The organism is Salinifilum aidingensis, assembly GCF_054782015.1.
In genome coordinates this window covers 84,997-108,142 of the sequence record NZ_BAAGTH010000016.1, presented here as the reverse complement: position 1 = coordinate 108,142, position 23,146 = coordinate 84,997, and the positions used below count along the sequence as shown (strand labels likewise).

Annotated in this window: 20 protein-coding genes; 7 read left to right on the top strand and 13 right to left on the bottom strand. The window is 72.4% G+C overall.

Annotated elements, in window-relative coordinates:
* Positions 1-102: 102 nt before the first annotated feature.
* Together ACYVJE_RS19795 and ACYVJE_RS19790 are read right to left on the bottom strand one after the other, a co-directional pair.
* A complete protein-coding gene (locus tag ACYVJE_RS19795; protein WP_461145622.1) occupies positions 103-1,005 on the bottom strand; it encodes an ABC transporter permease subunit in 903 nt (300 codons plus the stop codon).
* Entirely contained in the window at positions 1,005-3,743 is a 2,739-nt protein-coding gene (locus ACYVJE_RS19790; protein ID WP_461145621.1) for an alpha/beta fold hydrolase, read from the bottom strand. Before ACYVJE_RS19790 ends, ACYVJE_RS19795 begins: the two co-directional genes overlap by 1 nt.
* A gap of 539 nt (positions 3,744-4,282) precedes the next feature.
* On the opposite strand from ACYVJE_RS19790, the gene ACYVJE_RS19785 reads away from it, so the two are divergent.
* Positions 4,283-5,251: a TerC family protein gene (locus ACYVJE_RS19785; protein ID WP_461145639.1), complete on the top strand. Its 969-nt coding sequence runs from the start codon at positions 4,283-4,285 to the stop codon at positions 5,249-5,251.
* Between the two features lie 51 nt (positions 5,252-5,302).
* Here the strand turns inward: ACYVJE_RS19785 and ACYVJE_RS19780 are convergent, their stop codons facing one another.
* Together ACYVJE_RS19780 and ACYVJE_RS19775 are read right to left on the bottom strand one after the other, a co-directional pair.
* A complete protein-coding gene (locus ACYVJE_RS19780; RefSeq protein ID WP_459159187.1) occupies positions 5,303-5,959 on the bottom strand; it encodes an RES family NAD+ phosphorylase in 657 nt (218 codons plus the stop codon).
* A 30-nt stretch (positions 5,960-5,989) separates the two neighbouring features.
* Positions 5,990-6,574, bottom strand: a complete 585-nt coding sequence (locus tag ACYVJE_RS19775) for a DNA-binding protein (protein WP_459159188.1) — start codon at positions 6,572-6,574, stop codon at positions 5,990-5,992.
* 180 nt (positions 6,575-6,754) lie between these two features.
* Here ACYVJE_RS19775 and ACYVJE_RS19770 point away from each other — a divergent pair, with 180 nt between their 5' ends.
* The 5 genes from ACYVJE_RS19770 to ACYVJE_RS19750 all read left to right on the top strand — a co-directional run bounded on the left by ACYVJE_RS19770 (position 6,755) and on the right by ACYVJE_RS19750 (position 12,677).
* Complete coding sequence (locus ACYVJE_RS19770; protein WP_461145620.1) at positions 6,755-8,431, top strand: class I adenylate-forming enzyme family protein; 1,677 nt, start codon at positions 6,755-6,757, stop codon at positions 8,429-8,431.
* Between the two features lie 20 nt (positions 8,432-8,451).
* Complete coding sequence (locus tag ACYVJE_RS19765) at positions 8,452-9,207, top strand: SDR family oxidoreductase (protein WP_459159190.1); 756 nt, start codon at positions 8,452-8,454, stop codon at positions 9,205-9,207.
* 1 nt (position 9,208) lies between these two features.
* Positions 9,209-9,985, top strand: coding sequence for an SDR family oxidoreductase (locus tag ACYVJE_RS19760; protein ID WP_461145619.1), 777 nt, complete (start codon positions 9,209-9,211; stop codon positions 9,983-9,985).
* A gap of 165 nt (positions 9,986-10,150) precedes the next feature.
* Entirely contained in the window at positions 10,151-10,783 is a 633-nt protein-coding gene (locus tag ACYVJE_RS19755) for a TetR/AcrR family transcriptional regulator (RefSeq protein WP_459159192.1), read from the top strand.
* 340 nt (positions 10,784-11,123) lie between these two features.
* Positions 11,124-12,677, top strand: a complete 1,554-nt coding sequence (locus tag ACYVJE_RS19750) for an AbgT family transporter (protein WP_461145618.1) — start codon at positions 11,124-11,126, stop codon at positions 12,675-12,677.
* Between the two features lie 205 nt (positions 12,678-12,882).
* Here the strand turns inward: ACYVJE_RS19750 and ACYVJE_RS19745 are convergent, their stop codons facing one another.
* The 7 genes from ACYVJE_RS19745 to ACYVJE_RS19715 all read right to left on the bottom strand — a co-directional run bounded on the left by ACYVJE_RS19745 (position 12,883) and on the right by ACYVJE_RS19715 (position 19,512).
* Positions 12,883-13,335 (bottom strand): MaoC family dehydratase, encoded by a 453-nt coding sequence (locus tag ACYVJE_RS19745; RefSeq protein ID WP_461145617.1) that lies wholly within the window; start codon positions 13,333-13,335, stop codon positions 12,883-12,885.
* A gap of 86 nt (positions 13,336-13,421) precedes the next feature.
* Positions 13,422-14,537: an acyl-CoA dehydrogenase family protein gene (locus tag ACYVJE_RS19740; protein ID WP_461145616.1), complete on the bottom strand. Its 1,116-nt coding sequence runs from the start codon at positions 14,535-14,537 to the stop codon at positions 13,422-13,424.
* Positions 14,534-15,712, bottom strand: a complete 1,179-nt coding sequence (locus tag ACYVJE_RS19735; protein ID WP_461145615.1) for an acyl-CoA dehydrogenase family protein — start codon at positions 15,710-15,712, stop codon at positions 14,534-14,536. Before ACYVJE_RS19735 ends, ACYVJE_RS19740 begins: the two co-directional genes overlap by 4 nt.
* Before the next feature lie 21 nt (positions 15,713-15,733).
* Positions 15,734-16,489 (bottom strand): 3-oxoacyl-ACP reductase FabG, encoded by a 756-nt coding sequence (fabG, locus tag ACYVJE_RS19730; RefSeq protein ID WP_461145614.1) that lies wholly within the window; start codon positions 16,487-16,489, stop codon positions 15,734-15,736.
* 65 nt (positions 16,490-16,554) lie between these two features.
* Complete coding sequence (locus ACYVJE_RS19725; RefSeq protein WP_459159198.1) at positions 16,555-17,769, bottom strand: acyl-CoA dehydrogenase family protein; 1,215 nt, start codon at positions 17,767-17,769, stop codon at positions 16,555-16,557.
* Position 17,770: 1 nt separating this feature from the next.
* Positions 17,771-18,808 carry a phosphotransferase family protein gene (locus tag ACYVJE_RS19720; RefSeq protein ID WP_461145613.1) on the bottom strand — a complete coding sequence of 346 codons (1,038 nt, stop codon included), beginning with the start codon at positions 18,806-18,808 and terminating at the stop codon, positions 17,771-17,773.
* Complete coding sequence (locus ACYVJE_RS19715; protein WP_461145612.1) at positions 18,805-19,512, bottom strand: HAD family hydrolase; 708 nt, start codon at positions 19,510-19,512, stop codon at positions 18,805-18,807. Before ACYVJE_RS19715 ends, ACYVJE_RS19720 begins: the two co-directional genes overlap by 4 nt.
* Before the next feature lie 146 nt (positions 19,513-19,658).
* On the opposite strand from ACYVJE_RS19715, the gene ACYVJE_RS19710 reads away from it, so the two are divergent.
* Positions 19,659-20,204 (top strand): DinB family protein, encoded by a 546-nt coding sequence (locus ACYVJE_RS19710; RefSeq protein ID WP_459159201.1) that lies wholly within the window; start codon positions 19,659-19,661, stop codon positions 20,202-20,204.
* A 52-nt stretch (positions 20,205-20,256) separates the two neighbouring features.
* On the opposite strand, the gene ACYVJE_RS19705 is transcribed toward ACYVJE_RS19710, so the two are convergent.
* The gene (locus ACYVJE_RS19705; protein ID WP_461145611.1) at positions 20,257-21,321 is read right to left on the bottom strand and encodes an HAD family hydrolase; all 1,065 of its coding nucleotides are present in this window, start codon (positions 21,319-21,321) and stop codon (positions 20,257-20,259) included.
* Positions 21,322-21,591: 270 nt separating this feature from the next.
* The gene (locus ACYVJE_RS19700; RefSeq protein WP_459159203.1) at positions 21,592-23,142 is read right to left on the bottom strand and encodes a GMC family oxidoreductase; all 1,551 of its coding nucleotides are present in this window, start codon (positions 23,140-23,142) and stop codon (positions 21,592-21,594) included.
* Positions 23,143-23,146: the final 4 nt, after the last annotated feature.

Below are 23,146 nucleotides of genomic sequence, written 5' to 3'. Positions count from 1 at the left end.
CTACGCCGCGCGCTCGCCGCGGCACGCCGATCACCTGCGGCGGTGTGATCGAGGCGGCAGCCGCGGAGTCAGCGGCCGAACACCGGGCCCGCGCGGGTGGGGTCAGCTCGTGATGTCCTTGCGCCGGAACTGGTGCACCGCCAGCGCGCAGAACACCGCTGCGTAGGCGAGCCCGGAGAACACGCCGTAGGGCACCGTCGACCAGTCCAGCTCGACCCGCAGCAGGTCGACGTAGGCGGTGGAGTGGTGCGTCGGCAGGTAGCTGCGCAGACCGCCCAGCACGGGGGTGCGGTCGAGGATCTGCGACAGGATCGACACGAGCACCGCACCGCCGACGGCCCCCAGCGGGGCGTCGGTGCTCACGCTCAGCCACAGCGCCAGCCCGGCGATCCACGACAGGTGCAGCGCCAGGTACAGCCCCGACAGCACCAGGCTGAGCAGTCCCGCCGTGAACGGCACGGTCTCCCCGGTCGGGGTGATCATCTCACCGGCCCCGTAGGCGACGAGTCCCACCGCCAGCGACACGACCAGCAGCAGGGCGAGCGCGAGCAGCGACAGCAGTGCCGCGACCAGGGCCTTCTGCCGCAGCAGCCGCGTGCGCGGAACCGGTGCGGCCAGCAGGTACCGCAAGCTCGACCAGACGGCTTCGCTGGCGACGGTGTCGCCGAAGAACAGCGCGACGACCACGACCAGCAGCAGGTTCGTCGCGGCGAACAGGGTGAACGCGGTGAAGTTCAACCCGCCGCCGGTGGCGTTGTCCGCCAACGTCGGCCCGTCCGGCGGGCCGGTGCCGCCGCTGAGGGCGAACCCGAGCAGCAGCACCAGCGGGGTGGCTGCCAGGACGCCGAGCGTGATCCGCGTGCGGCGGCGCCGCAGCTGCCGGGCGAACTCCACCCGCACGGGCAGCGTGCGCCGCGCCCGGTACCCCTCGGCGGCGCCGTCCGGTTGGGCCGGCTGCGTCGATCGCACCACGGCGAGCTCGGGCACGTCCGCGTCCTCGACCATCACTGTTCCTCTCCGACGAGCTGGAGGAAGGCGTCCTCCAGCCGGCGACGCGGCCCGACCTGGTGCACCGCCACCTCGGCCGCGACGAGCGCGTTGACCACGATCCCGGCCGAGACCGACCCGAGGTCCACGTGCACCTGCCCGTCGGCGGTGTCGCGGCGGACCAGGCCGATCCCGGTGATCGCGCGCAGCGCCTCGGCCGCCGCGGCCGGGTCGTCCACCCGGATGCTCAGCTCATCGCCGGAGCCCACCACCTCGGAGACTCCGCCCGAGGTGACCAGCCGCCCCTGGTGCATCACCACCACGTGGGTGCAGGTGCGCTCCACTTCGGACAGCAGGTGGCTGGAGATGAGCACCGACCGGCCGGTGGCGGCGTAGCGGTGCAGCATCTCCCGCAGCTGCTGGATCTGCGGCGGGTCGAGCCCGTTCACCGGTTCGTCCAGCACCAGCAGGTCCGGCAGGCCGAGCATCGCCTGGGCGATCGCCAGCCGCTGCCGCATGCCCTGGCTGTAGGTGCGCACCGGGCTGTGCGCGATCTCGTCCAGGCCCGCGATGCGCAGCACCTCGTCGAAGCGCGCCTGCAGGATCGGCCTGCTCGTGGCCGCCCAGTACGAGCGCAGGTTGTCGATGCCCGACAGGTGGGGCAGGAATCCCGGGTTCTCCACCAGCGCCCCCACGCGCGAGAGCACCGGCGCACCCGGGCGCGCGAGGTGGCCGAAGATCCGGACGGTTCCCGCGTCGGGGTGGACCAGGCCGAGCAGCATGCGCAGCGTGGTCGTCTTCCCCGCGCCGTTCGGTCCGAGCAGCCCGACGATCTGCCCGCGCTCCACGCGCAGCGAGAGCTCGCGCACCCCGCCCGCGGTGCCCGCGTGCGACTTGGACAGCCGGTCGATCGCCAGCGGCGTGTCGGTCAGCTCGGCGACCGCGCCGTCGCCGCGGCGCCGGATCCGGGAAACCCCCCAGACCAGCGCGGCGGCCGCGATGATCACCCCGATCCCGGTGAGCGGGGCGACCGGCACGCTGCCTGCCGAGAGGTCCGTCCCGCGCACCGACGGCGCGGACAACGCGCCCCCGCCTGCCAGGCCGACGCGGTGCACTGCCGGCTCCCGGGAGGTGGTGAAGGCCCTGTCCGTGGTGGTCACCGCCAGCTCCAGGCGGTGCCCCGGCTCCACCGAGTGCACTACGCCCGGCAGGGCCACGTGCACGTCGACGGGGCTGCCGTCCTGCGGCAGCCCGGTGATCCGCAGCGGCGCCACCGCGTCGCCGACCATGGTGCGCTCCCCGCCGGGGCCGACGTCGTAGAGCTTGGCGAACAGCACCGCCTCGTCCCCGCCGGGCTGGCCGGGCACGGCGGACACCGACAGCCGCGTCTGCGGCACACCGGAGATCAGCAGCGGCTTGCGCAGCGGTTCCGACCGGAACACGGCCGTCTGCTCGGGCAGGTCGCGCGCCGGGGTGCGCGCCCCGCGGGTGCCGGGCAGCGTGCTGGTCGCCGCCGGTGTTCCCCCGGGCGGGTTGACCACGCGGGCCGGTTCACCGCGCAGCCCGATGTCGAAGCGGGCCGTGCGCCCCTCGCGCATCCCCGGGTACTCGGGGGCGACCACCGTGCGCTCGGCGCGGTGGCCGTCGCGCTGGGGGCGTCCGGCCAGGTCGTAGCGGAAGGCCGGGATCGGTTCCTCGGGCGGGTCCACACCGCCGAGCCGTGCGGCGAACCAGTCGCCGATCCGGCGGCGCACCTCGGCGTCGGGAGCACCTCCGCCGTGCCCGCCCGCGTACCAGAGCACGCGCACCTCGCCGCCGGCGCGCGCGATCTGGCGCGCGTTCGCGTCGGCCTGGTCCAGGCCGAACAGCGTGTCCTGCTCGCCCTGGACCAGCAGCGTCGGTGCGTGGATGCGATCGGTGAACCGCTTCGGTGAGGCGCGCTCCAGCAGGGCGCGGGCGGCCGGGTCGGCCTCGCCGGTGCGCGCGATGCGGGTGTACGCGCGGCACACGGCGGGGGCGAGGCGGCCGCAGGTCAGCGCGCTGCTGCGCTGTCCGGCGGGGCCGCCGGCCCCGCCGGAGCGCGACTGCGGCGTGGGCTCGCCCCCTGCGGAGAACAGCAGACCCGCCCACGCCTGCTTGAGCACTCCGGGCGTACTGGTCCCGCTGGCCGCGGCCGGGGTGCTGCGGTCCAGCGGGGCGGCCGAGGCGCGGTTGGGCAGCAGCGCCGCGGCGAGGTCGTTGTAGGCCATCACCGGGGCCAGCGCGTCCACACGCGGGTCGGTGCCCGCCAGCGACAGCGCGAGCGCGCCGCCGTAGGAGGTGCCGGTGACGCCGATGCGCGGGTCGTTGTCGTCGTCGCGGAGCACTTCGGGCTGCCGGGCGAGCCAGTCCACGAGCTGGCGCGCGTCGGCGACCTCGTAGTCCGGGTGGTTCAGCGCGATCCTGCCGGTGCTGGCGCCGAACCCGCGCGCGGAGTAGGTGAGCACGGTGAAGCCGCGCCGGGCCAGCTCCCGGGCCTGGTCCGCGACGCTGGTCTTGTCCGCGCCGAAACCGTGCGCGAGCAGGACGGCGGGGGCGGGCGTCTCGGCGGGGGCGTGGAGCGTGACGTCGAGCTGCACGCGGTTCTCGCGCTCCGGCCCGTCGAGCACGTCCACCCGGGCCTCGCGCGGCGCCGGCAGCTCGGCGGGCCGCGGGTCCTCCTCCGCCCACCAGAACGCGGCGAGCACGACGATCGCCACCAGGGCGAGCGCGATCACTCCGGTACCCGCGCGGCGCCGGCGCGGGGCGCGCCGGTCGCTGCGGGAGCGCGGACGGGACCGGAGGGGCTCGCGGGGAGAGGACACGCGCCCGACACTAAGCGACGTGATCGCGCCGGGTTGCCGTCACCGCCCGGAGACAATGAAGACGCTATGAAGCGGAGACCAAACAGCAATCCGCGCGGCGCGGTGCTGTGACCTGAGGCATCCGCACCGCCGCCGGGGTGCACGCCGCGTGCAGCGCGCGGGTGCTGATCGTCACGTCATGTGGCGGCGACTAGCCTGGATCGGCGATAATCCCGCCCGGACTGTGGAGGGGAGTATTCCTTTCGCGACGGCGTCGTCATCACGGACCCGCTCGTCCTCGACCCGCCTACCGCCGTGCTCGGCGGGCGGGTGCGTGCGCGGGCCCGGCGCCCTCGGCCGACCCGCGTCGGTGGAAGAGACCTCCGGTTGCTGGCGTGCGCCCTTGAGCCGGAGGTTTCTGGATGAGTGCCGAAGTGGGCCTGCTCGCGCAGCGGGCGGCTGGTGACGACACGATGCACGTGCCGTGGTGGGTCTGGCTGGCGACGCTCGGCGGGCTCGCCGTGCTGCTGCTGCTCGACCTCGTCATCGTCGACCGCAAGCCGCACGAGGTCAGCACCGGGGAAGCGGCCAAGTGGGTCGCCTTCTACGTCGCGTGCGCGGTCGCCTTCGGCCTCGGCGTCTGGTTCTTCGGCGGCGGGCACTTCGCGCTCGAGTACTTCACGGGCTACATCACCGAGTACTCGCTGAGCGTGGACAACCTGTTCATCTTCATGATCATCATGGCGAGCTTCGCGGTGCCCTCCGTCCACCAGCACCGCGTGCTGCTCATCGGCATCCTGCTCGCGCTGATCATGCGCGGCGCCTTCATCGCCGTCGGCGCCGCGCTGATCGCGAAGTTCGTCTGGGTGTTCTTCGTCTTCGGCGCCTTCCTGCTGTGGACGGCGGCGAGCATGCTGCGCAACAAGGACGAGGACGAGCAGTACAAGGAGAACGCCCTCGTCCGCTGGACGCGGAAGGTCTTCCCCGTCACCTCCGAGTACCACGGTGCCAAGTCCACCGTGAGGCTCGAGGGCAAGCGCTACCTGACGCCGATGTTCGTGGTCATCGTGGCCATCGGCAGCGCCGACCTGCTGTTCGCCGTCGACTCGATCCCCGCGATCTTCGGCATCACCCAGGACCCGTTCCTCGTGTTCGCCGCCAACGCCTTCGCCCTGATGGGGCTGCGGCAGCTGTACTTCCTCGTCGGCGGCCTGGTGAGCAAGCTCGTCTACCTGTCCACCGGCCTGGCGGTCATCCTCGCCTTCATCGGTGTCAAGCTCGTCATCCACGCGCTGCACGAGTACCACCTCGTGCCGACGTGGCTGGAGATCCAGAACTGGATGTCCCTGGGGGTCATCGTGGTCGTGCTGGCCGTGACGACCTGGGCGAGCCTGGCCAAGTCGAGCCGCGACGCGCAGCGCGAGCAGCAGCACCAGCACTGAGGCGGGACGGCGCCCCGTTCGAGCAGCGCCAGCAGCACCAGGCAGCGCTGCTCAGTCGAGCAGCGTGTAGCTGAGCTCGGAGCACACCCGTCCGAGCGGCACGTCGAGACCGGGGTGGCTCAGCGGCAGCAGCACGTCCGGCGACTCCGGCACGGCGTTCGCGGCGGGCGGGTCCCACAGGCACATCGACGGGTTTCCCGCGTCCATCGACGAGCGGTACCAGAGGCCGTCCAGTTCCGGGTAGGCCGCGCGGATCGCGCGGGCCCAGGCCTGCGCGCGCTCCTTGGGGCCGTTGCTGATGGCCTGGGACGCGCCGACGCGCGTGGGCCAGAGCCCGGACAGGTCGAGCAGCCGCAGCGTGCGGCGCGGGCGGAACAGCACCAGGTGCGGTTCGCGCGTGCGCCGGTCCACCGTCGAGGTCGCCTGGAACACTTCGGCGATGCACGTGCGCACGGCCAGCGAGAAGTAGAGCACCCCGTGCTCCCGGGTGACGGGGCGGTCGCCGCGGGCGGCCGGTTGGTGCGGGTCGAACCGCGCGTGCGGCAGCGGCCCCGCGTAGCGGAAGCTGTTCCACTGCTGCGGGTGGTTGCCGGTGGCCGTGAACACGCGGACCAGCCGCGTACCGGCGGGAACGGCGATGACGTCTTCGGTGCGGCGGAGCATGGCCTGCAACGCGGCAGGCGGGGGCGGCTGGGGGAGCCGAGCCATGGCGTCGTGTCCGGGATCGCTGCGGGGGCGTCAGGCGGGCTGGCCCAGGTGCGCGGCGAGCGCGGCCACCGGTCGCGGGTCCCCGCCGGCGAGCAGCCACTCGTGCGGGCTCACCGGTGCCTCGCCCAGCTCGAGGTCCTGCTGCGGGGTGGTCATGAAGTTGGCCAGCACGAGGGCGGGCTGGTCCAGCGGCATCGCGGCGAGCACGGTCTCCAGCCCGGGCAGCACGTCGCGGTCGCCGAACTGCCAGGCGGGCAGCCGCCAGCCCCCGCGGTCCTTCCAGCCGATCAGCCGGTGCTCCGCGATGCGGTGGCGGATGCGGCTGGTGTCGACGCCGATGCGTTCGGCGGCCTGGCCGACCGACAGGGCGGTGTCGCGCAGGACCGCCTGCTCGGCCACGGTGCGGGCGCGCGGGTCGGGTTCCGCCTCGCCGAGCGGGTCCAGGTCGAGGCCCGCCTCGGCGAGCGCGGCGCGCTCGCCGTCGGTGAAGTGCGCCGCGGGGTCGGCCCGGGGGGTGGTGAGCCGCTTGGCGGCGTCCTCGACCAGGGAGAGGAACTCGGTGGCGGTGATCCGCAGGCCGGCGCGCGCGAGCACGGTCTCCAGGGCGGCTGTCATGGTCTGAGCATAACGCGGAAAGCGGCGTGGTGTGCGTCAGCGTGCGCGGGGTTCTGCCGCCCGGTCGCCGCGGTGCCGGGTGCGCGTCCGGTGCTCTTGACGTGATCCGCCGTTGGCACGTTGACTGATGCGTACCGACTGGTCGGTCGACGCAGTGGTCGGGGCACGAGGAGGTGTGACGTGGGCAGCGTGTACGACGAGCGCCCGTGGCTGGCGTTGTACGAGGAGGGCGCACCGGCGGAGCTGGAGCCGGAGCACGGCACCGTGACCGAGATGTTCGACCTCGCCGTCCGGACCTGTCCGGACCGCGTGGCGGTCACCTACTTCGACGGCCGCCTCACCTACCGCGAGCTCGACGAGCTCAGCGACGGGTTCGCCGACTACCTCGTCGAGCAGGGCGTCGAGCCCGGCGCCCGGATCGCGCTGTACCTGCAGAACACACCGCAGTTCGTCCTCGCCCTGCTGGGCGGGTGGAAGGCCGGTGCGGTCGTCGTTCCGCTCAACCCGATGTACCGCAGCCACGAGCTGACGACGATCCTGGCCGACAGCGAACCCGCCGTGGTCGTCAGCTCCGAGCGCGGTCACCGCGAGGTGCTCTCCGAACTGGTCGGCCCGGCCGGTGTCCGCCGCGTGGTGACCACCTGCGAGCAGGACCTGCAGGGCCGCGACGACGAGCGGGTGTTCGGCGGTTCCACCGCCGAGCGCGCGCCCGCCGACGCCGATCTGCTCGCCCTCGCCCGGCAGCGCGCGGGCCGCCGGCCGGCGGGACCGCGGCCCAGCGCCTCGGACACCGCGCTGCTGGTGTACACCTCGGGAACCAGCGGCGTGCCGAAGGGCGCGACGACCACCCACGGCAACTTCGCCTTCAACGCCGCCGGCATCCAGCAGCGGCTCTCCGAGGGGTGCGGGATCTTCGGCCTCGCCCCGCTGTTCCACATCACCGGCATGGTCTGCCAGCTCGGCGCGGCGATCGCCGTGGGAGGCAGGCTCGACCTCGTCCGCCGCTTCGAACCGGGGGTCGTGCTCGACGCGCTCGCCGAGCACCGACCGCAGTACATGATCGGCCCCTCGACCGCCTACGTCGCGCTGATGAACCACCCCGAGGCCGGCGCCGAGCACTTCTCCTCGCTCGAACAGCTCTTCTCGGGAGGAGCTCCGCTTCCCTCGGCCGTGGTGGAGGACTTCCGCGCGCGCTTCGGCCACTACATCCGCAACGGCTACGGGCTCACCGAGACCACGGCCACCGCCACCTCGGTGCCCGCGCACCTGGAAGCGCCCGTCGACGAGTCCTCCGGCACGCTCAGCGTCGGCATCCCGACGTTCAGCAGCGTGCTGCGCATCGTCGGCGACGACGGTGCCGACCTGCCCGCGGGGGAGGTCGGCGAGATCGTCATCGAAGGACCCATGGTGGTGCCGCAGTACTGGAACAAGCCGGACGAAACGGCCCGGGGGATCCCGCAGGGGCGGTTGCACACCGGCGACGTCGGGTTCATGGACCAGCAGGGCTGGTTCTACGTCGTCGACCGGAAGAAGGACATGATCAGCGCCTCCGGCTTCAAGGTCTGGCCGCGCGAGGTCGAGGACGTCCTCTACGGCCATCCAGCGGTGCGGGAGGTGGCCGTCGTCGGCGTCCCCGACGAGTACCGCGGTGAGACGGTGCGGGCGTACGTGTCCCTGCGGGACGGGCACGAGGTGGCCGAGCAGGACCTCGTCGACCACTGCCGGCAGCGCCTCGCCGCCTACAAGTACCCCCGGTCCGTCGTGGTCGTCGGCGAACTGCCGAAGACCGCCACCGGCAAGATACTGCGCCGGCAGCTGCGGGACGAGGCCCGCAGCGGTGCGGCGACGACACGCTGAACGCGGGAAGGGAAACGCCGATGAGCAAGCGCTTCGAAGGACAGGTCGCACTGGTGACCGGCGCCAGCCGGGGAATCGGCTACGCCATCGCGGAACGCCTCGTGGCCGAGGGCGCGAAAGTGTGCGTCACGGCCCGCAAGCAGGAGGCGCTCGACGAGGCGGTCGAGGGGCTCGGCGGCCCGGAGCACGCGATGTCCGCGGCGGGCAAGGGCGACGACCCCGAGCACCACGCGGACACCGTCGACCGCGTGTTGCGGCAGTGGGGGAGGGTGGACGTGCTGGTCAACAACACCGGCATCAACCCCGTCTACGGCGATCTCGTGGACCTGGACCTCGGCGCCGCGCGGAAGATCTTCGACGTCAACGTGCTCGGCGCGCTCTCCTGGACCCAGCAGGTGCACCGCCTGTGGATGTCCGACAACGGCGGCACCGTGCTCAACGTGTCCTCAGTGGCCGGTGAGCGGCCCGCGCCGGGGATCGGCTTCTACGGCACGACCAAGGCCGCGCTGACCCACCTCACCCGGGAACTGGCCGTGGAGCTCGCGCCGTCGGTGCGGGTCAACGCGGTCGCCCCGGCCGTGGTCAAGACCCAGTTCGCCACCGCGCTGTTCGAGGGCAACGAGTCGGACGTGGCCGAGCAGTACCCGATGAAGCGGCTCGGCGATCCCGGTGACATCGGCAGTGCCGCGGCCTACCTGCTGTCCTCGGACGCCTCCTGGGTCACCGGGCAGGTGCTCGTGCTCGACGGCGGCGGAACGTTGACCGGAGGGGTGTGACATGGACCGGACGGGCACGGTCGCGATCGTCACCGGTGCGGGAAACGGCATCGGTGCCGCGCTGAGCCGCGCGCTGGCCGCGCGCGGAACCCGCGTCGTCCTCGGCGACGTGGACGAGCCGGCGGTGCGGCAGGTGGCCGACGAGATCGGCGGCACTGCCGTGGTCGGCGACGTCGTCGCGGTGGACGGCGTGCAGCAGCTCGTCGACCGCGCGCTGACCGAGCACGGGCGCATCGACCTGTTCTGCGCGAACGCCGGCGTAGCCGATTCCGGCGGCCCCGAGGCCGACGAGTGGCTGTGGGAGCGCTCCTGGGAGATCAACGTGATGGCCCACGTGCGCGCCGCGCGCGCCGTGCTGCCGCACTGGTTGTCCCGGGGGCGGGGGCACTTCCTCGCGACCGTGTCCGCGGCCGGGCTGCTGACGATGCTCGGCTCGGCGCCGTACTCGGTGACCAAGCACGCGTCGCTGGCCTTCGCCGAGTGGCTGTCGATCACCTACGCCGACCAGGGCATCACCGTGCAGGCGCTGTGCCCGCAGGGCGTGCGCACGTCCATGCTCGGCGATTCCGGTTCGGAGGCGCACCGCCTGCTGGCCGCGGACGCGGTCGAACCCGACCAGGTGGCCGCCGAGGTGGTGGAGGCGCTCGACGACGGGCGGTTCCTGGTCCTGCCCCATCCGGAGGTGGCCGACTACTACGCGCGGCGCGCCACCGAGCCCCAGCGGTGGCAGAGTGGGATGCGGAAACTGCAACGCGCACTGCGCAGCGAAGTCGATTGACCACGCCGGTGGATGCGCCGACCGGCCGCACAGGGCGCAACCCTCCCGGTCGATATCGTGAGTCGCGGCCGCGCGGGCGCACGGCACGCGCGGCCGCGGCAGGTTTCCGAGCACCTGGCGCGAACCGGACGCGGGCGCCAGTGTGGACCGACGACGGAGGTGGACATGGTGCGGGCCGCGGGAAATCGCACGGGTGATCACGACGCGGCAGCGGCCGGCTCGGACGCGGAGTCGGTTCCCCGCCGACTGCTGACCGTCGCCACGCGGCTTTTCGCCGAGCAGGGCTTCGAGACGACCTCGGTGCAGCAGATCGTCGACGCCGCGGGCGTGACCAAGGGGGCCATGTACCACTACTTCGGTTCCAAGGACGACCTGCTCTACGAGATCTACGCCCGGGTGCTCCGCGTGCAGACCGCGCGGATGGAGCAGGCCGTGGACAGCGACCTGCCCATCGACCAGCGGTTGCACCAGGTCGCCGCGGACGTGGTCGCCACCACGGTGGCGAACCTGGACGACACCGTCATCTTCTTCCGCTCCATGCACCTGCTCAGCGCCGACAAGCAGGCGGAAGTGCGGGCGGAACGCCGCCGCTACCACGAGCGCGTGCGCGAACTCATCGCCGAGGGGCAGGACGCGGGCGTGTTCGTGCGGGACAAGCCCGCGGAACTCGTCGTGGACTTCTACTTCGGCGCGGTGCACCACCTGGGCACGTGGTTCCGCCAGGACGGCGAACTCACCGGTGAAGAGGTCGGGGAGCACTTCGCCGACCTGCTGCTCGCCGCGCTGCGCCCGGCCTGAGCCGCGCGCTCCGCCCTGCGCCACCGCGCTGAGCGACACCTCCGCGCATGCCCCCAGGGGGTTGAACATTTCTCGAGGAATGTTCCAACACCAGGTCATCGAGGGTGTGCGGAGCGTCCTCCGGAGGAGCGGGGGTCCGGTTCCGGGTGCCGCGGGGGTCGCCCCGTCGATGGTTGTGTTCCGGGCCGCGGACGCGGTGTCCTGGGCGCGGTCGAAGCGGTAGCGGTGGAGGGCACCGGCGGCCAGAACCGCGGCAGGGGTCGGGAAAGCAGCGGGGACTGGGCACCGCAGCGAGCGGCACGGCACCAGCGGTGGGGAACGACGGCGGCGGGGAGCAGGGATGCGCGGGAGCGAGACCTCCGGGAGCACGCGGACCGACCGGGTGCTCGACCTGATCGAGCGCGTCGGGAACCGGCTTCCGGAACCCTTCCTCCTCTTCGGGTTCCTCGTGGCCGCCGTCGCCGCGGTCTCCACAGTGGTCGCGCTGTTCGGGGTGACCGTGCAGGTTCCCGGCGCCGAGGCCGAGACCCCGGTGCGGGCGGTGCTCAGCGGTCCGGGGCTGGAGTTCCTGCTCACCTCGATCCCGGAGAACTTCCTCGGCTTCCCGCCGCTGACCACCGTGATCACCATCATGCTCGGCGTCGGTCTCGCCGAGCGCAGCGGTCTGCTCACCGCGCTGATCCGCGCCGCCTTCGGCAGCGCGCCGCGCTGGGTCCTGCCGTACGCGGTGGGGCTGGTCGGGGTCACCGCCAGCGTCATGGCCGACTCGTCGATGATCATCGTCCCCCCGCTGGCGGCGCTGGTGTTCCAAGCCGCCGGGCGGCACCCGGTGGCCGGGCTGCTCGGCGCGTTCGCCGCCACCGGTGCGGGGTACTCCACCTCGCCGCTGGTGACCAGTTTGGACGGTCTGTTCGCCGGTGTGAGCAACTCCGTCGTGCAGTCGTTGCCGCAGCAGGCCACGACCGTCACACCGGTGTCGAACTACTACTTCAACCTCACCTCCGCGCTCGTGCTCGGGCTGCTGGCGGGGCTGCTCATCGACCGCGTCCTCGAACCGCGGATGCGCCGGCTGCAGGTGCCGCGCCGGCCGGTGGAGGAGGACTTCTCGGCCGAGGGGATCGCCCTGGCCGCCGCGGAGCGCCGCGGCCTCGCGCGGGCGGGGATCGCCCTGGGCGCACTCGCGGCCGCGGTGCTGACCGCGGTGCTGTGGCCGGATTCCCCGCTGCGCAACGAGCAGGGCGCGTTCCTGCCCGAATCGCCGCTGCTGGATTCGGTGACGACGCTGATCCTGCTGGCTTTCGCGGTCCCCGGCATCGCCTACGGCACCGGGGCGGCGACGATCGCGCGGCCCTCCGACGTGCCGCGCCTGATGGGCGAGGCGCTGCGCAACCTCACCGGGTTCCTCGTGCTGGCGTTCATGCTGGGGCAGTTCATCGCCCTGTTCGACTGGACGAACCTGGGCACGGCGCTGGCCGTGGGCGGGGCCGAAGCGCTGCGCACCGCGGGTCTGACGGGCTACCCGGCGTTCGTCGGGTTCATGGTGCTCGCCTCGCTGCTCAACCTGGTCATCATCTCCGGGTCGAGCCTGTGGACGCTGATGGCCTCGGTGTTCGTCCCGATGTTCCTGCTGCTGGGATTCGAACCGGGCTTCGCGCAGGCGGTGTTCCGCGTGGGCGACTCCGCCACGCAGATCATGACGCCGCTCAACCCCTACATGATCATCATCCTCGGCTACCTGCGGCGGTACGAGCCGAGCGCCGGCATCGGCACGCTGGTCTCCCGGATGACACCGTTCGTCGTGCCGTTCTGGTTGACCTGGGCGGTGATCATGACCGCGTTCTACGCCGCCGATCTGCCGCTCGGCCCCGGTATGGGCATCCACGCGGGGCCGTGAGAACCGACCGGAGCGGTCTGATCGCGCGGCCCCGCGTGCCGGTGCGCACCCGGCGAACGCGCAGCGCCCCGCGGGAGGGAAGCAGCGCGGCGGGTGAGGGACCCGGCGCAGCTCCTCGGGAGCGGCGCCGGGTCCCGGCGGCCGCCGCGCAGCGCGGGCAACGGCGCTGCGCGGGCAACGGCGCTGCGCGGCGGCCGGGCGCGGCTCAGAACATCACGCGGGAGAGGGTCTCGGCCACGCAGGCGGGCTTGTCGTTGCCCTCGATCTCGATCGTCGCGGTGATCGCCAGCTGCAGGCCACCGCTGATCTCGGTCACCCCGGTGAGTTCCGTGCGCGCGCGCACCCGCGAGCCCACGAGCACCGGGCTGGGGAAGCGCACCTTCTCCAGGCCGTAGTTGATGCCCATGCGCGCGCCCTGCACGCTGTAGGTCTCCGCGTTGAGCTTGGGCAGCAGGCTCAACGTCAGGTACCCGTGCGCCACGGGGCCGCCGAACGGCCCCTGCTCGGCGCGTTCCACGTCCACGTGGATCCACTGGTGGTCCAGCGTCGCATCGGCGAACTGGTTCACCTGCTCCTGGCTGATCGTCAGCCAGTCGCTGCGGCCGAGCTCCTCGCCCTCCGCGGCGATGAGCTCGGACTTGTCGGAGAACACGCGCATGAAAACACCTTTCGACATCCGTCCCGTCGTGCGGAGCAGTACGTCCCGTGTCCGGTTCCTTTTCGGTGCGGTGCTGCGGGAAACCGCTACTGCGGTGGGAGGTCGACCGCAGCGCCGATGCGCGCCCGGTGCTGCTCGCCCGAACCGAGCGTGAGCTGGCCGGACTTCGCCCGCCCCAGGTACAGGTGCGCGGGGTGCTCCCAGGTCATGCCGATACCGCCGTGCAGCTGCAGGTGCTCCTCCGCGGCGAGCACGACCATGTCCGAGCAGTGGCTCCGCGCCAGCGCCACGGACAGCTCCGGTTCGGCACCGCCGGCCAGGCCGTCGGCGGCGTTGCGCGCCACGGCCCGCCCGTTGCTCACGGTGGTCCACAGGTCCGCGAGCCGGTGCTTGACCGCCTGGAAGGAACCGATGGGGCGGCCGAACTGGTACCGCGTCAGGGCGTACTCCACGGTCGCGTCGAGGCAGCGCTGCGCCAGACCGACCTGTTCGCAGGCCACGGCGCCCGCCGCCACGACCAGAGCGCGCCGCAGCAGCGCCGCCGCATCGTCCCCGGAACCGATCGGGGAGGCCGCAGCGCGGTCGAGCCGCAGCGTGCCGAACCTCCTGGTCAGGTCCAGCGGGGTCGCGGCCTCGCGGCCCACCCCCGCTGCGGCGGTGTCCACGAGGTACAGCGCGGGCCGTCCGCTCTCGACCGCCGGCACGACCACGGTGTCGGCCACCTCGACGTCCACCACGGTCTGCACCAGGCCGGACAGCTCACCGCCCTCGGCGGTCACGTCCCGCGGGAACTCCGCGTACGGCGAGCGGGCCATGCCGACGGCCAGGGTGGCGCACCGCGTGCCCGCGGAGATCTCGCCGAGGAGCTCGCGCACGCGTGCGTCGCCGGTGCACTCGCGCAGCAGTGCCGTGGTGAGCACCGACCCGAGGAACGGAACGGGGGCCACGTGCCGGCCGATCTCCTCGGCCAGCACGCCGAGCTCCCGCGGGCCCGCCCCGGCACCGCCGTGCTCCTCGTCGACGAGCAGTCCGGCCAGGCCGAGCTCGCCGGCGAGGGTGCGCCACAGGCCGAGGTCGTAGGGCTCCTCGCCCTCGCAGCGGGCGAGCACGTCGGTCCAGTCGCACCGCTTCTCGAGCAGCCCGCGCACGGCGGAGCGCAGGTCCTCCTCGGTCTCGGTGTACAGCAGGTCGGGAGTGCTCATCGCGGCAGCTCCTTCCACGGCACGTCCTTGTCGACGCGCTGCTCCCCGGGCAGTCCGAGGACGCGTTCGGCGATGATGTTGCGCAGCACTTCGGACGTGCCGCCCTCGATGGAATTGCCCTTGGCCCGCAGGTACCGGTAACCGGGGCCACGGTCGGTGAACGTGGTGCGGTCGGGCCGGCGGAACGTCCAGTCGTCGTAGTGCAACCCGTCCGCGCCCCGGATCTCCACCTCCATGCCGGAGATCTCCTGGTTCAGCCGCGCGAAGGTGAGCTTCGCCGCCGATCCCTCCGGCCCGGGTGCGCCGACCGCGATCTGCTGCCGCAGCCGCTGGCTCGTCAGCCGCGCCGCTTCGGCCTCGACCCACAACCGCAGCAGCCGGTCCTGCCGCGCCGCACCGCGCACGCCCGGATCCGCGCGCCACAGCCCGGCAAGCGCGCCGATCATGCCGGACTCGCGCTCGTGGTTGCTGCCGCCGATCGCGACGCGTTCGTTCATCAGCGTGCCGAGGGCGACCTGCCAGCCCTGGCCGACCTCGCCGATCCGCTGCGCATCGGGGATGCGCACCCGGTTGAGGAAGATCTCGTTGAACTCCGCCTCACCGGTGATCTGGCGCAGCGGGCGCACGTCCACTTCCGGCGCGGTCATGTCGCAGATGAAGTAGGTCAGCCCCCCGTGCTTGGGCCGGTCCGGGTCGGTGCGGGCCAGCAGCAGCGCCCACCGGGCGTGGTGGGCCAGCGAGGTCCACACCTTCTGGCCCTCCACGATCCAGTCGTCGCCGTCGCGGGTGGCCCGCGTGGCGACCGCCGCGAGGTCCGATCCCGCTCCGGGCTCGCTGAACAGCTGGCACCAGATCTCCTCGCCGGTCCACAGCGGACGGAGGTAGCGACTGCGCTGCTCCTCGTCGCCGAACTGCAGGACCGTCGGGGCTGCCATGCCGAGGCCGATCGTGTTCAGCCGCGAGTCGTTGTCCGGCGCGCCCGCCTGCGCGAACAGAGCGTCGACGTGCTCCTGCAGCTCCTGCGGCGCGTCCAGCCCGCCCAGGCCGGGAGGGTGGTGCACCGCTGCCAGCCCCGCGTCGAAGCGCGCGCGGAGGAACTCCCGCGGTTCCTCCGCCGCCGGGTCGTGCTCGGCGAGGAACTCGGTGACGAGTTCGGTCAACCGTGCGGTGTCCATGGGCACACGTCCAATCCGAGATCAGGTCTTCGGTCCGCCGGCGACGTAGATGACCTGGCCGTTGACGAAACCGGAGCGCTCGTCGACGAAGAACGACACCGCGTTGGCGATGTCCGCGGGATCGCCGGCCCGGCCGACCGGGATGCTCGACACGGCCGCGTCGCGGAAGTCCTCGAAGGACATGCCGACGCGTTCGGCCGTGGTCTTGGTCATGTCCGTGGCGATGAACCCGGGGGCGATGGCGTTGGCGGTGACGCCGAACTTGCCGAGCTCGACCGACAGGGTCTTGGTCAGGCCCTGCAGTCCCGCCTTGGCGGTGGAGTAGTTCGCCTGGCCGCGGTTGCCCAGCGCCGAGGTGCTGGACAGGCTCACGATCCGGCCCCACCCCTGGTCCACCATGTGCTTCTGCACCGCGCGACTCATCAGGAACGAACCGCGCAGGTGCACGTTCATCACGGTGTCCCAGTCCTCTTCGGACATCTTGAACAGCATGTTGTCCCGGAGGACGCCGGCGTTGTTGACCAGGACGACCGGTGGTCCGAGCTCGCTCGCCACGCGTTCGACCGCCGCGTCCACCTGCGCGGAGTCGCTGACGTCGGCGCCGACGGCCACGCCCTTGCCGCCCGCCTCCTCGATCGCGGCGACGGTGCCGGCGCACTGGTCGGCGTCGACGTCCACGACGGCGACGTCGAAGCCGTCCTCCGCGAGCCGCTGCGCCGTCGCCGCTCCGATCCCGCGGGCCGCCCCGGTGACGACCGCGGTCCTCTTCTCGACCATGCCGTTGCCTCCTCTTCCTCGTTGCGTGCTGGGGGAAACCTGGTGGAACGTTTGGTGATCCCGCATCAGCGGGTGCGGTACTCCTTCAGCTCGCGCCGCGCGAGGGAACGCAGGTGGACCTCGTCCGGTCCGTCCACGATGTGCAGCGTGCGCGCGTGCGCGTACAGCGCGGCCAGCGGTGTGTCCTGGCTGACGCCCGCACCGCCGTGGGCCTGGATGGCGCGGTCGATGACCCACGTGGCCATCTCCGGCACGGCCACCTTGATCGCCTGGATCTCCGTGTGCGCGCCCTTGTTGCCGACCGTGTCCATCAGCCAGGCCGTCTTGAGCACGAGCAGGCGCGCCTGCTCGATGCGCACGCGGGCCTGCGCGATCCAGTTCTGGACGACGCCCTGCTCGGCCAGCGGCTGTCCGAACGCGACGCGGTCCTCGGTGCGCCGGCACATCAGCTCCAGCGCGCGCTCGGCCATGCCGATCGCGCGCATGCAGTGGTGCACCCGGCCCGGTCCGAGGCGGGCCTGCGCGATCGCGAATCCTTCGCCCTCCCCGCTGATGATGTTCTCGGCGGGCACGCGCACGTTGTTGAACACGACTTCGGCGTGGCCGCCCTCGTCGCCGTCGGTGTAGCCGAAGATGCGCATGCTGCGCTTGACCTCGACGCCGGGGGTGTCGGAGGGGACGAGGATCTGGCTCTGCTGCCGGTGCCTCTCGGCGTCCGGGTCGGTCTTGCCCATGACGACGAGGACCGCGCACTGCGGGCTCATCGCACCGGAGGAGAACCACTTGCGGCCGTTGATGACGTAGTGGTCGCCGTCGCGCTCGATGCGGGTTTCGATGTTGGTGGCGTCCGAAGAGGCCACCTCCGGTTCGGTCATGCAGAACGCGGAGCGGATGCGGCCCTCCAGCAGGGGCGTCAGCCACTGCCGCTGCTGCTGCTGCGAGCCGAACATGGCGAGCACTTCCATGTTCCCGGTGTCCGGCGCGGCGCAGTTGGTCGCCTCCGAGGCGAGCCGGCCGGTCCGGCCCATGAGCTCCGCCAGCGGGGCGTACTGCAGGTTGGTCAACCCGCCCCCGTGCTCGCCCGGCAGGAACAGGTTCCACAGGCCGCGGCGGCGGGCCTCGGCCTTGAGGTCCTCCAGCACGGGCGGCCGGGCCCACGGGTCGTCGTTGTCGGCGAGCCACGCGGTGTACTCCGGCTCGGCCGGGTGGACGCACTCGTCCAGGAACCGGGTGAGCTCGGAGCGCACGTGCTCGGTGCGCTCGTCGTGCGCGAAGTCCATGTCAGCCCTCCTCGAGTGTGGCGAGTCCCTGCGCCACGAGCGGTTCGACCTGGGCCCCGACGTGCTCGAAGCCTTCGCCGACGGTCTGGTTGTTCGTGTAGCGGTAGTGGATGCCTTCCAGGATCACCGCGATCTTGAAGAACCCGAACGCGATGTACCAGTCCAACGCGGTCAGGTCGAGCGCACTGCGCTCCGCGTAGCGGTCGAGCAGCTCGCGCGCGCCGGGGAACCCGTAGTCCGGACCGATGCCCTTGGTGATCGGCTCCCCCTCGAGGCCGCTGAACCCCTCCCAGTACACGACGAGCAGGCCGAGGTCGGTCAGCGGATCGCCGAGCGTGGCCATCTCCCAGTCCAGCACGGCGTTGATGCGCAGGTCGTCGTCGACGAGCACGTTGTCCAGCCGGTAGTCGCCGTGCACGATCGCCGCGTTCGCGCTCTGCGGCACGCGGTCGGCCAGCTTCCCGGACAGCTCGTCGATGCCGCGGATGTCCCGGTCGCGGGAGGCGGCGAGCTGCTTGTTCCAGCGCCGCAGCTGCCGCTGCAGGAAGCCTTCCGGGCGACCGAAGTCCTCGAGCCCCACGGAGGCGGGCTCGATGCCGTGCAGCTCGGCGAGCACGTCCACGAGCCGGTGGGCGAGGTCGGCGCGTTGGGGCGTGGACAGCTGCGTGGTCTCCGCCTCGGAGCGGTAGACGGTGCCGTCGACGTGCTCCATGACGTAGAAGGGGGCGCCGAGGACCTCCTCGTCCTGGCACAGCACGTGCGTGCGCGGCACGGGCACGGCGGTGCCGGCCAGCGCGCTGAGCACGCGGTGCTCGCGGCCCATGTCGTGCGCGGTGGCCAGCACGTGGCCCAGCGGCGGGCGCCGGACGACGTACCGGCAGGAGCCGTCGTCGACGACGTAGGTCAGGTTGGACCGGCCACCCTGGACGAGGCTCCCGCTCAACGGACCCCGCACGAGGCCGGGACACGTCTCGTCCAGGTACTCGCGCAGCCGCTCCAGGTCGAGCCCGGGAAGCCGGTGCGAGGTCGCCTCGGTCATCGGATCTCCGTTTCCTGTGGGTGCTCCCGCGGCACCGGCGGCGGGGCGTCGGCGATCTCCGGCACGAGCCCGGTGAGTTCGCGCCGCGTGACGTCCGCGTCGGCGTGAGTGATGGTGTGCATGCCGAGCTGCCGGGCCGTTGCGGTGTTCGGCTCGGCGTCGTCGACGAAGACGGTGCGCTCGGGGCGCAGCGCCAACCGCTCCAGCGTGCGGTGGTAGATCTCCGGCTCGGGCTTGCGCAGGCCGACCTCGCCGGAGATGACGGCCACCTCGAACAGTTCCCGCAGCTCCTCCGGGTAGCGGTTTCCCCAGCTGTTGGACAGCAGCGCGGTGCGGACGCCGCAGCGCGGGAGGGCGCGGACCAGCTCGTGCATGGCGGGGACGGGGCGCATGCGCGCGAACATGCGCTCGATGAGCCCCTCGGGTGGGACCGGACCGCCGTCGACGGTGCGCAGCTGCGCGGCGAGCTCCCGGTTGAACTCCGCCAGGCCGAGTTCGCCCGTCTCCAGCCGGTGGATGGGTGTACCGGCGGGAGCGCTGCGGGACAGCCAGGCTTTCAACGTGGTGGAGAACGTACCGGGGTCGATGCGCTCGTGCTCGGTCCACTCCGCGATCGCGGAGCGGCCCGGCGTCGTGAGCACTCCGCCGTAGTCGAACACGACCGCGCGGATCGTGGTGCCGGCCACCGTGTCGCCACCGTTCATACGCGGCACCGTACCGACTAGACGGTATGTTGACCAGGGCGCGCGGGCGCCGCTTCCAGCCGGCACGGCACGGGACGTGCACCCCGACGGAGGTGGCTCGCGGTGCGCTCCGCTCCCGCGTGGGAGGTGCCGCGTACTCTCCGGGCATGAGCGTGTGGCGCGACGAAGCCCTGGACCAACTGGACTTCTACTGGCAGCGGTGGCGGCCGCGGCTCGACGGCCTCACCGACGCGGAGTACTTCTGGGAACCCGTCGACGGCTGCTGGTCGATCCGGCCCGTGCCGGAAGGGTGGCGGATGGACTTCGAGCACCCCGAGCCGGTTCCACCACCGTTCACAACGCTGGCCTGGCGTCTGTCGCACATCGCGGCGCACCTGTTCGGCATGCGGGTGAGCGGCCACTTCGGCGGTGGCGAATTCCGCATCGACGCGGACGCGTACCCGGGCAGTGCGGCTGCGGCGCTGGACTACCTCGACGAGCAGCACCGGCTGTGGCGGGAGGGCATCGGCGGGCTCGACGAGGACGGCTGGCTGAGCCCCGTCGGCGCGGCCGAAGGCCCCTACGCCGAACGCTCCTACCTGGCGCTCGTGCTGCACATCAACCGCGAGCTGTTCCACCACGGAGCCGAGGTGCTCCTGCTGCGCGACCTGTACCGGGCCTCCGCGACCGGAACCCGGTTCGGCGGGGGCTGACCGGCCGGGGCGTCGTGCCGCCGAGCACCTGCGGCGGCACGACGCCCGCGGCTCAGCCGCGCAACTGCTCCGGCGCGACCGACACCCAGCCGCGGTCGGCGTCCTCGTCGCCCGCAGCGGCCCGCGAAGCCGCTTCCCCGTGCAGCTCCGCGGTGGTCTCCGCGTCGCGGTCGACCCAGATGCGCACCCCGCCGGAGGCGACGTCCGCGCGGAACAGCATGGCCCAGTCGCTCTCCGAGTCGCCCGCGACGAGCACAGGGGGCCGCTGCGGGTCGATGTAGTCGCGGATCGCGGCGGGTTTGCCCTCGTACCACGTCTGCGGGGCCCACAGGTGCGGCGTGAGCTCCCACCTCCCGCGCCCGCGCGGGGAGTAGTCGGCGCCGACCCGTCCGCCCGCGGCGATGCGCTGCCGCGCCGTGCCCAATCGCCCCGTCTGCGGGTCCTCGAGCAGCATGGAGGCACCGATGACCCGCTCCGGCGGGACGTCCAGCCCGTAACGCGGGTCGGAGGCCACCATGCGGACCAGCTCCTCGGCCGCGGCGCTGACCACGTACACCCGCACGCCCTCGCCGCGCAGCGCGTCGAGGAGTTCGCGCTGCGCGGGGAAGATCCGCGGCGGCTCCACTGCGCCGCGGATGAGCTCCCCGTCCTCGTAGTAGGTCACCGGGACCGGCTCGTCCCGCGCGAGCAGGTCGTCGACGTGGCCCTTGAGCTCGCCGAGCCGCAGCCCGGAGAACGCCTGGGCGATCCAGGGGTAGCAGACCTTGTCGTCGATCTCGCACAGGCGCAGGTAGTACGAGTACAGGCTCTCGCCGTCCCGGAAGGGGATCAACCGCAGCGAGGGGTCGAGTCGCTCCGGCGAGAGCACCCCGCGCATCTCCAGGTACGGCAGCAGCGCTTCCTCGAGGTCGTGCTCCCAGAGCGTGTTGTCCGCGTCGAAGACGGCGTAGTCGCCCTCCTCGGCCGCGTCGGCGGCCCGGGCCACGCGGTCGCCCCGGTCGTCGGGCCATCCCGCCAGTCCCGGCGCGGCGTGCCCGCCGGTGCGCGTCACCGCGGTCGTGAACGCCACGACCGCCAGCGCGGACACGAGCAGCATGGTGTTGCGAAAGATGCGCACGCGCATTCCTTTCCGGCCCGCGGTGGGGGAGCACCGGCGCTGACGCGTCGGCCCCCTCCGCCATCGGGGTGCGGAGGGGGCCGACATCGCACGGCGGGCGGTCGGGGAGCGGCGGAGGGACCACCTCCGCCCGGCGCCCGGGGGAGGAGCGCCGTTTCCACCCGCGCCGCGCCAACGCGGTGTTCACCGACGTGCCGCCCGGTACCGCCGGGGGAGCAGCGGTACCGGGGGCGGCCGGGGCCGTTGTTGTGTTGTCGGAGAACGCCGTCGTCAGCGGTGGTCCTCGGCGAGCATGTCCGAGCACTTCTCGCCGATGGCCATCGTGGTGATGTTCGGGTTGACCGCCACGAGGAACGGCATCGCCGAACCGTCCGCCACGCGCAGCCCCTGCACGCCCTTGACGCGCAGCCGCGGGTCCAGCGGCGTGCTCGGGTCCTCCTCGGCGCCCATCGGCACCGAGGCAGCCGGGTGGTAGACGGTGTTGTGCGTGCGCTTGAGGTAGTCCGCGATCTCGTCGTCGGTGCGCACGTCCGGCCCGGGGAAGAGCTCGGCGCCGGCCCACTCCTGCATCGCGGGCTGCTCGACGATGCGCCGCGCCAGCTTGATGCCCTCGGTCATCACCCGGATGTCGTGCGGGTCGGTGAAGTACTGCGGGTCGACCTTCGGCTTGTCCCGGAAGTCGCGGCTCTGCAGCCGCACCGTGCCCGAGGAGCGGGCGCGCGTGACGTTCGGCGTCAGGCAGAAGCTGTTCTCCGAGGTGGGGTAGCCCTGCCGCACGGTGTGCATGTCGAACGGCACCGAGCCGTAGTGGAACATCAGGTCCGGGCGGTCCAGCCCCGGCTGCGTGGTGTGGAAGATGCCGATCTCCCACCACTGGGTCGACTCGCCGACCATCGGCTGCTTGGCGTCCCAGCTGATGACGCCCTCCGGGTGGTCCTGCAGCGTGGAGCCCACGCCGGGGGAGTCGACGAGGACGTCGACCCCGACCTCGCGCAGGTGCTCGGCCGGGCCGATGCCGGACAGCATCAGCAGCTTCGGCGTGTCGATCGCACCGGTGGACAGCACGACCTCCCGCCGGGCCCGCACGGCGCGCGTGTGCAGCTGGTCGGAGTCCAGGTACTGCACACCCGTGGCGCGCGTGCCGTCGAAGGTGACCTGCTTGGCCCGCACCTCGGTGCGCACCTCGAGGTTGGGGCGGTCGCCCATGATCGGGTGCAGGTAGGACACCGAGGAGGAGGAGCGGGTGTTGTCCTCGCGGGCGTTGATCTGGAACCAGTTCGCCCCGTTGGTGACGGTCGTGCCCGAGTTGAACTGGGTCCGCGGAACCCCCGCCTGCTCGCAGGCGTCCAGCAGCGCCGAACCGCACGGGTCGTTCGGCTGGACGGTGCGGATGTTCACCGGGCCGCTGCGGCCGTGGTGCTCACCCGGCGCGTCGTTGGTCTCCAGCCGCTTGTACAGCGGGAAGATGTCCGCGGAGCCCCAGCCGGTGGCGCCGAGGGACTCCCACTCGTCGAGGTCCTCGGCCGGGGCCCAGAACGCGATGCAGGAGTTGTGCGAGGAGCATCCGCCGAGCACGCGGGCGCGCGCGTGCCGCATGAACGAGTTGCCGTTCTCCTGCGGCTCGATGAGGTAGTCCCAGTCGTAGCCGGACTCCAGCAGTTCCATCCAGCGGTCGAGTTCCAGGACGTTCTTGTCGCCGACGTCGGACGGGCCGGCTTCCAGCAGGCACACCGTCACGTCCGGGTCCTCGGACAGGCGGGCGGCGACCGCGGCGCCGGCGCTGCCGCCACCCACGACGACGTAGTCGAACTGGTCGGTCATGGCA

Bases quoted from the DNA above. Each gene is read 5' to 3' on its own strand.
- ACYVJE_RS19720 (WP_461145613.1), bottom strand. From the start codon at position 18,808: ATGACCGAGGCGACCTCGCACCGGCTTCCCGGGCTCGACCTGGAGCGG.
- ACYVJE_RS19710 (WP_459159201.1), top strand. From the start codon at position 19,659: ATGAGCGTGTGGCGCGACGAAGCCCTGGACCAACTGGACTTCTACTGG.
- ACYVJE_RS19775 (WP_459159188.1), bottom strand. From the start codon at position 6,574: ATGACAGCCGCCCTGGAGACCGTGCTCGCGCGCGCCGGCCTGCGGATC.
- ACYVJE_RS19750 (WP_461145618.1), top strand. From the start codon at position 11,124: ATGCGCGGGAGCGAGACCTCCGGGAGCACGCGGACCGACCGGGTGCTC.
- ACYVJE_RS19745 (WP_461145617.1), bottom strand. From the start codon at position 13,335: ATGCGCGTGTTCTCCGACAAGTCCGAGCTCATCGCCGCGGAGGGCGAG.
- ACYVJE_RS19760 (WP_461145619.1), top strand. From the start codon at position 9,209: ATGGACCGGACGGGCACGGTCGCGATCGTCACCGGTGCGGGAAACGGC.
- ACYVJE_RS19735 (WP_461145615.1), bottom strand. From the start codon at position 15,712: ATGGACACCGCACGGTTGACCGAACTCGTCACCGAGTTCCTCGCCGAG.
- ACYVJE_RS19740 (WP_461145616.1), bottom strand. From the start codon at position 14,537: ATGAGCACTCCCGACCTGCTGTACACCGAGACCGAGGAGGACCTGCGC.
- ACYVJE_RS19755 (WP_459159192.1), top strand. From the start codon at position 10,151: ATGGTGCGGGCCGCGGGAAATCGCACGGGTGATCACGACGCGGCAGCG.
- ACYVJE_RS19795 (WP_461145622.1), bottom strand. From the start codon at position 1,005: ATGGTCGAGGACGCGGACGTGCCCGAGCTCGCCGTGGTGCGATCGACG.
- ACYVJE_RS19785 (WP_461145639.1), top strand. From the start codon at position 4,283: ATGCACGTGCCGTGGTGGGTCTGGCTGGCGACGCTCGGCGGGCTCGCC.
- ACYVJE_RS19725 (WP_459159198.1), bottom strand. From the start codon at position 17,769: ATGGACTTCGCGCACGACGAGCGCACCGAGCACGTGCGCTCCGAGCTC.
- ACYVJE_RS19780 (WP_459159187.1), bottom strand. From the start codon at position 5,959: ATGGCTCGGCTCCCCCAGCCGCCCCCGCCTGCCGCGTTGCAGGCCATG.
- fabG (WP_461145614.1), bottom strand. From the start codon at position 16,489: ATGGTCGAGAAGAGGACCGCGGTCGTCACCGGGGCGGCCCGCGGGATC.
- ACYVJE_RS19700 (WP_459159203.1), bottom strand. From the start codon at position 23,142: ATGACCGACCAGTTCGACTACGTCGTCGTGGGTGGCGGCAGCGCCGGC.
- ACYVJE_RS19715 (WP_461145612.1), bottom strand. From the start codon at position 19,512: ATGAACGGTGGCGACACGGTGGCCGGCACCACGATCCGCGCGGTCGTG.
- ACYVJE_RS19765 (WP_459159190.1), top strand. From the start codon at position 8,452: ATGAGCAAGCGCTTCGAAGGACAGGTCGCACTGGTGACCGGCGCCAGC.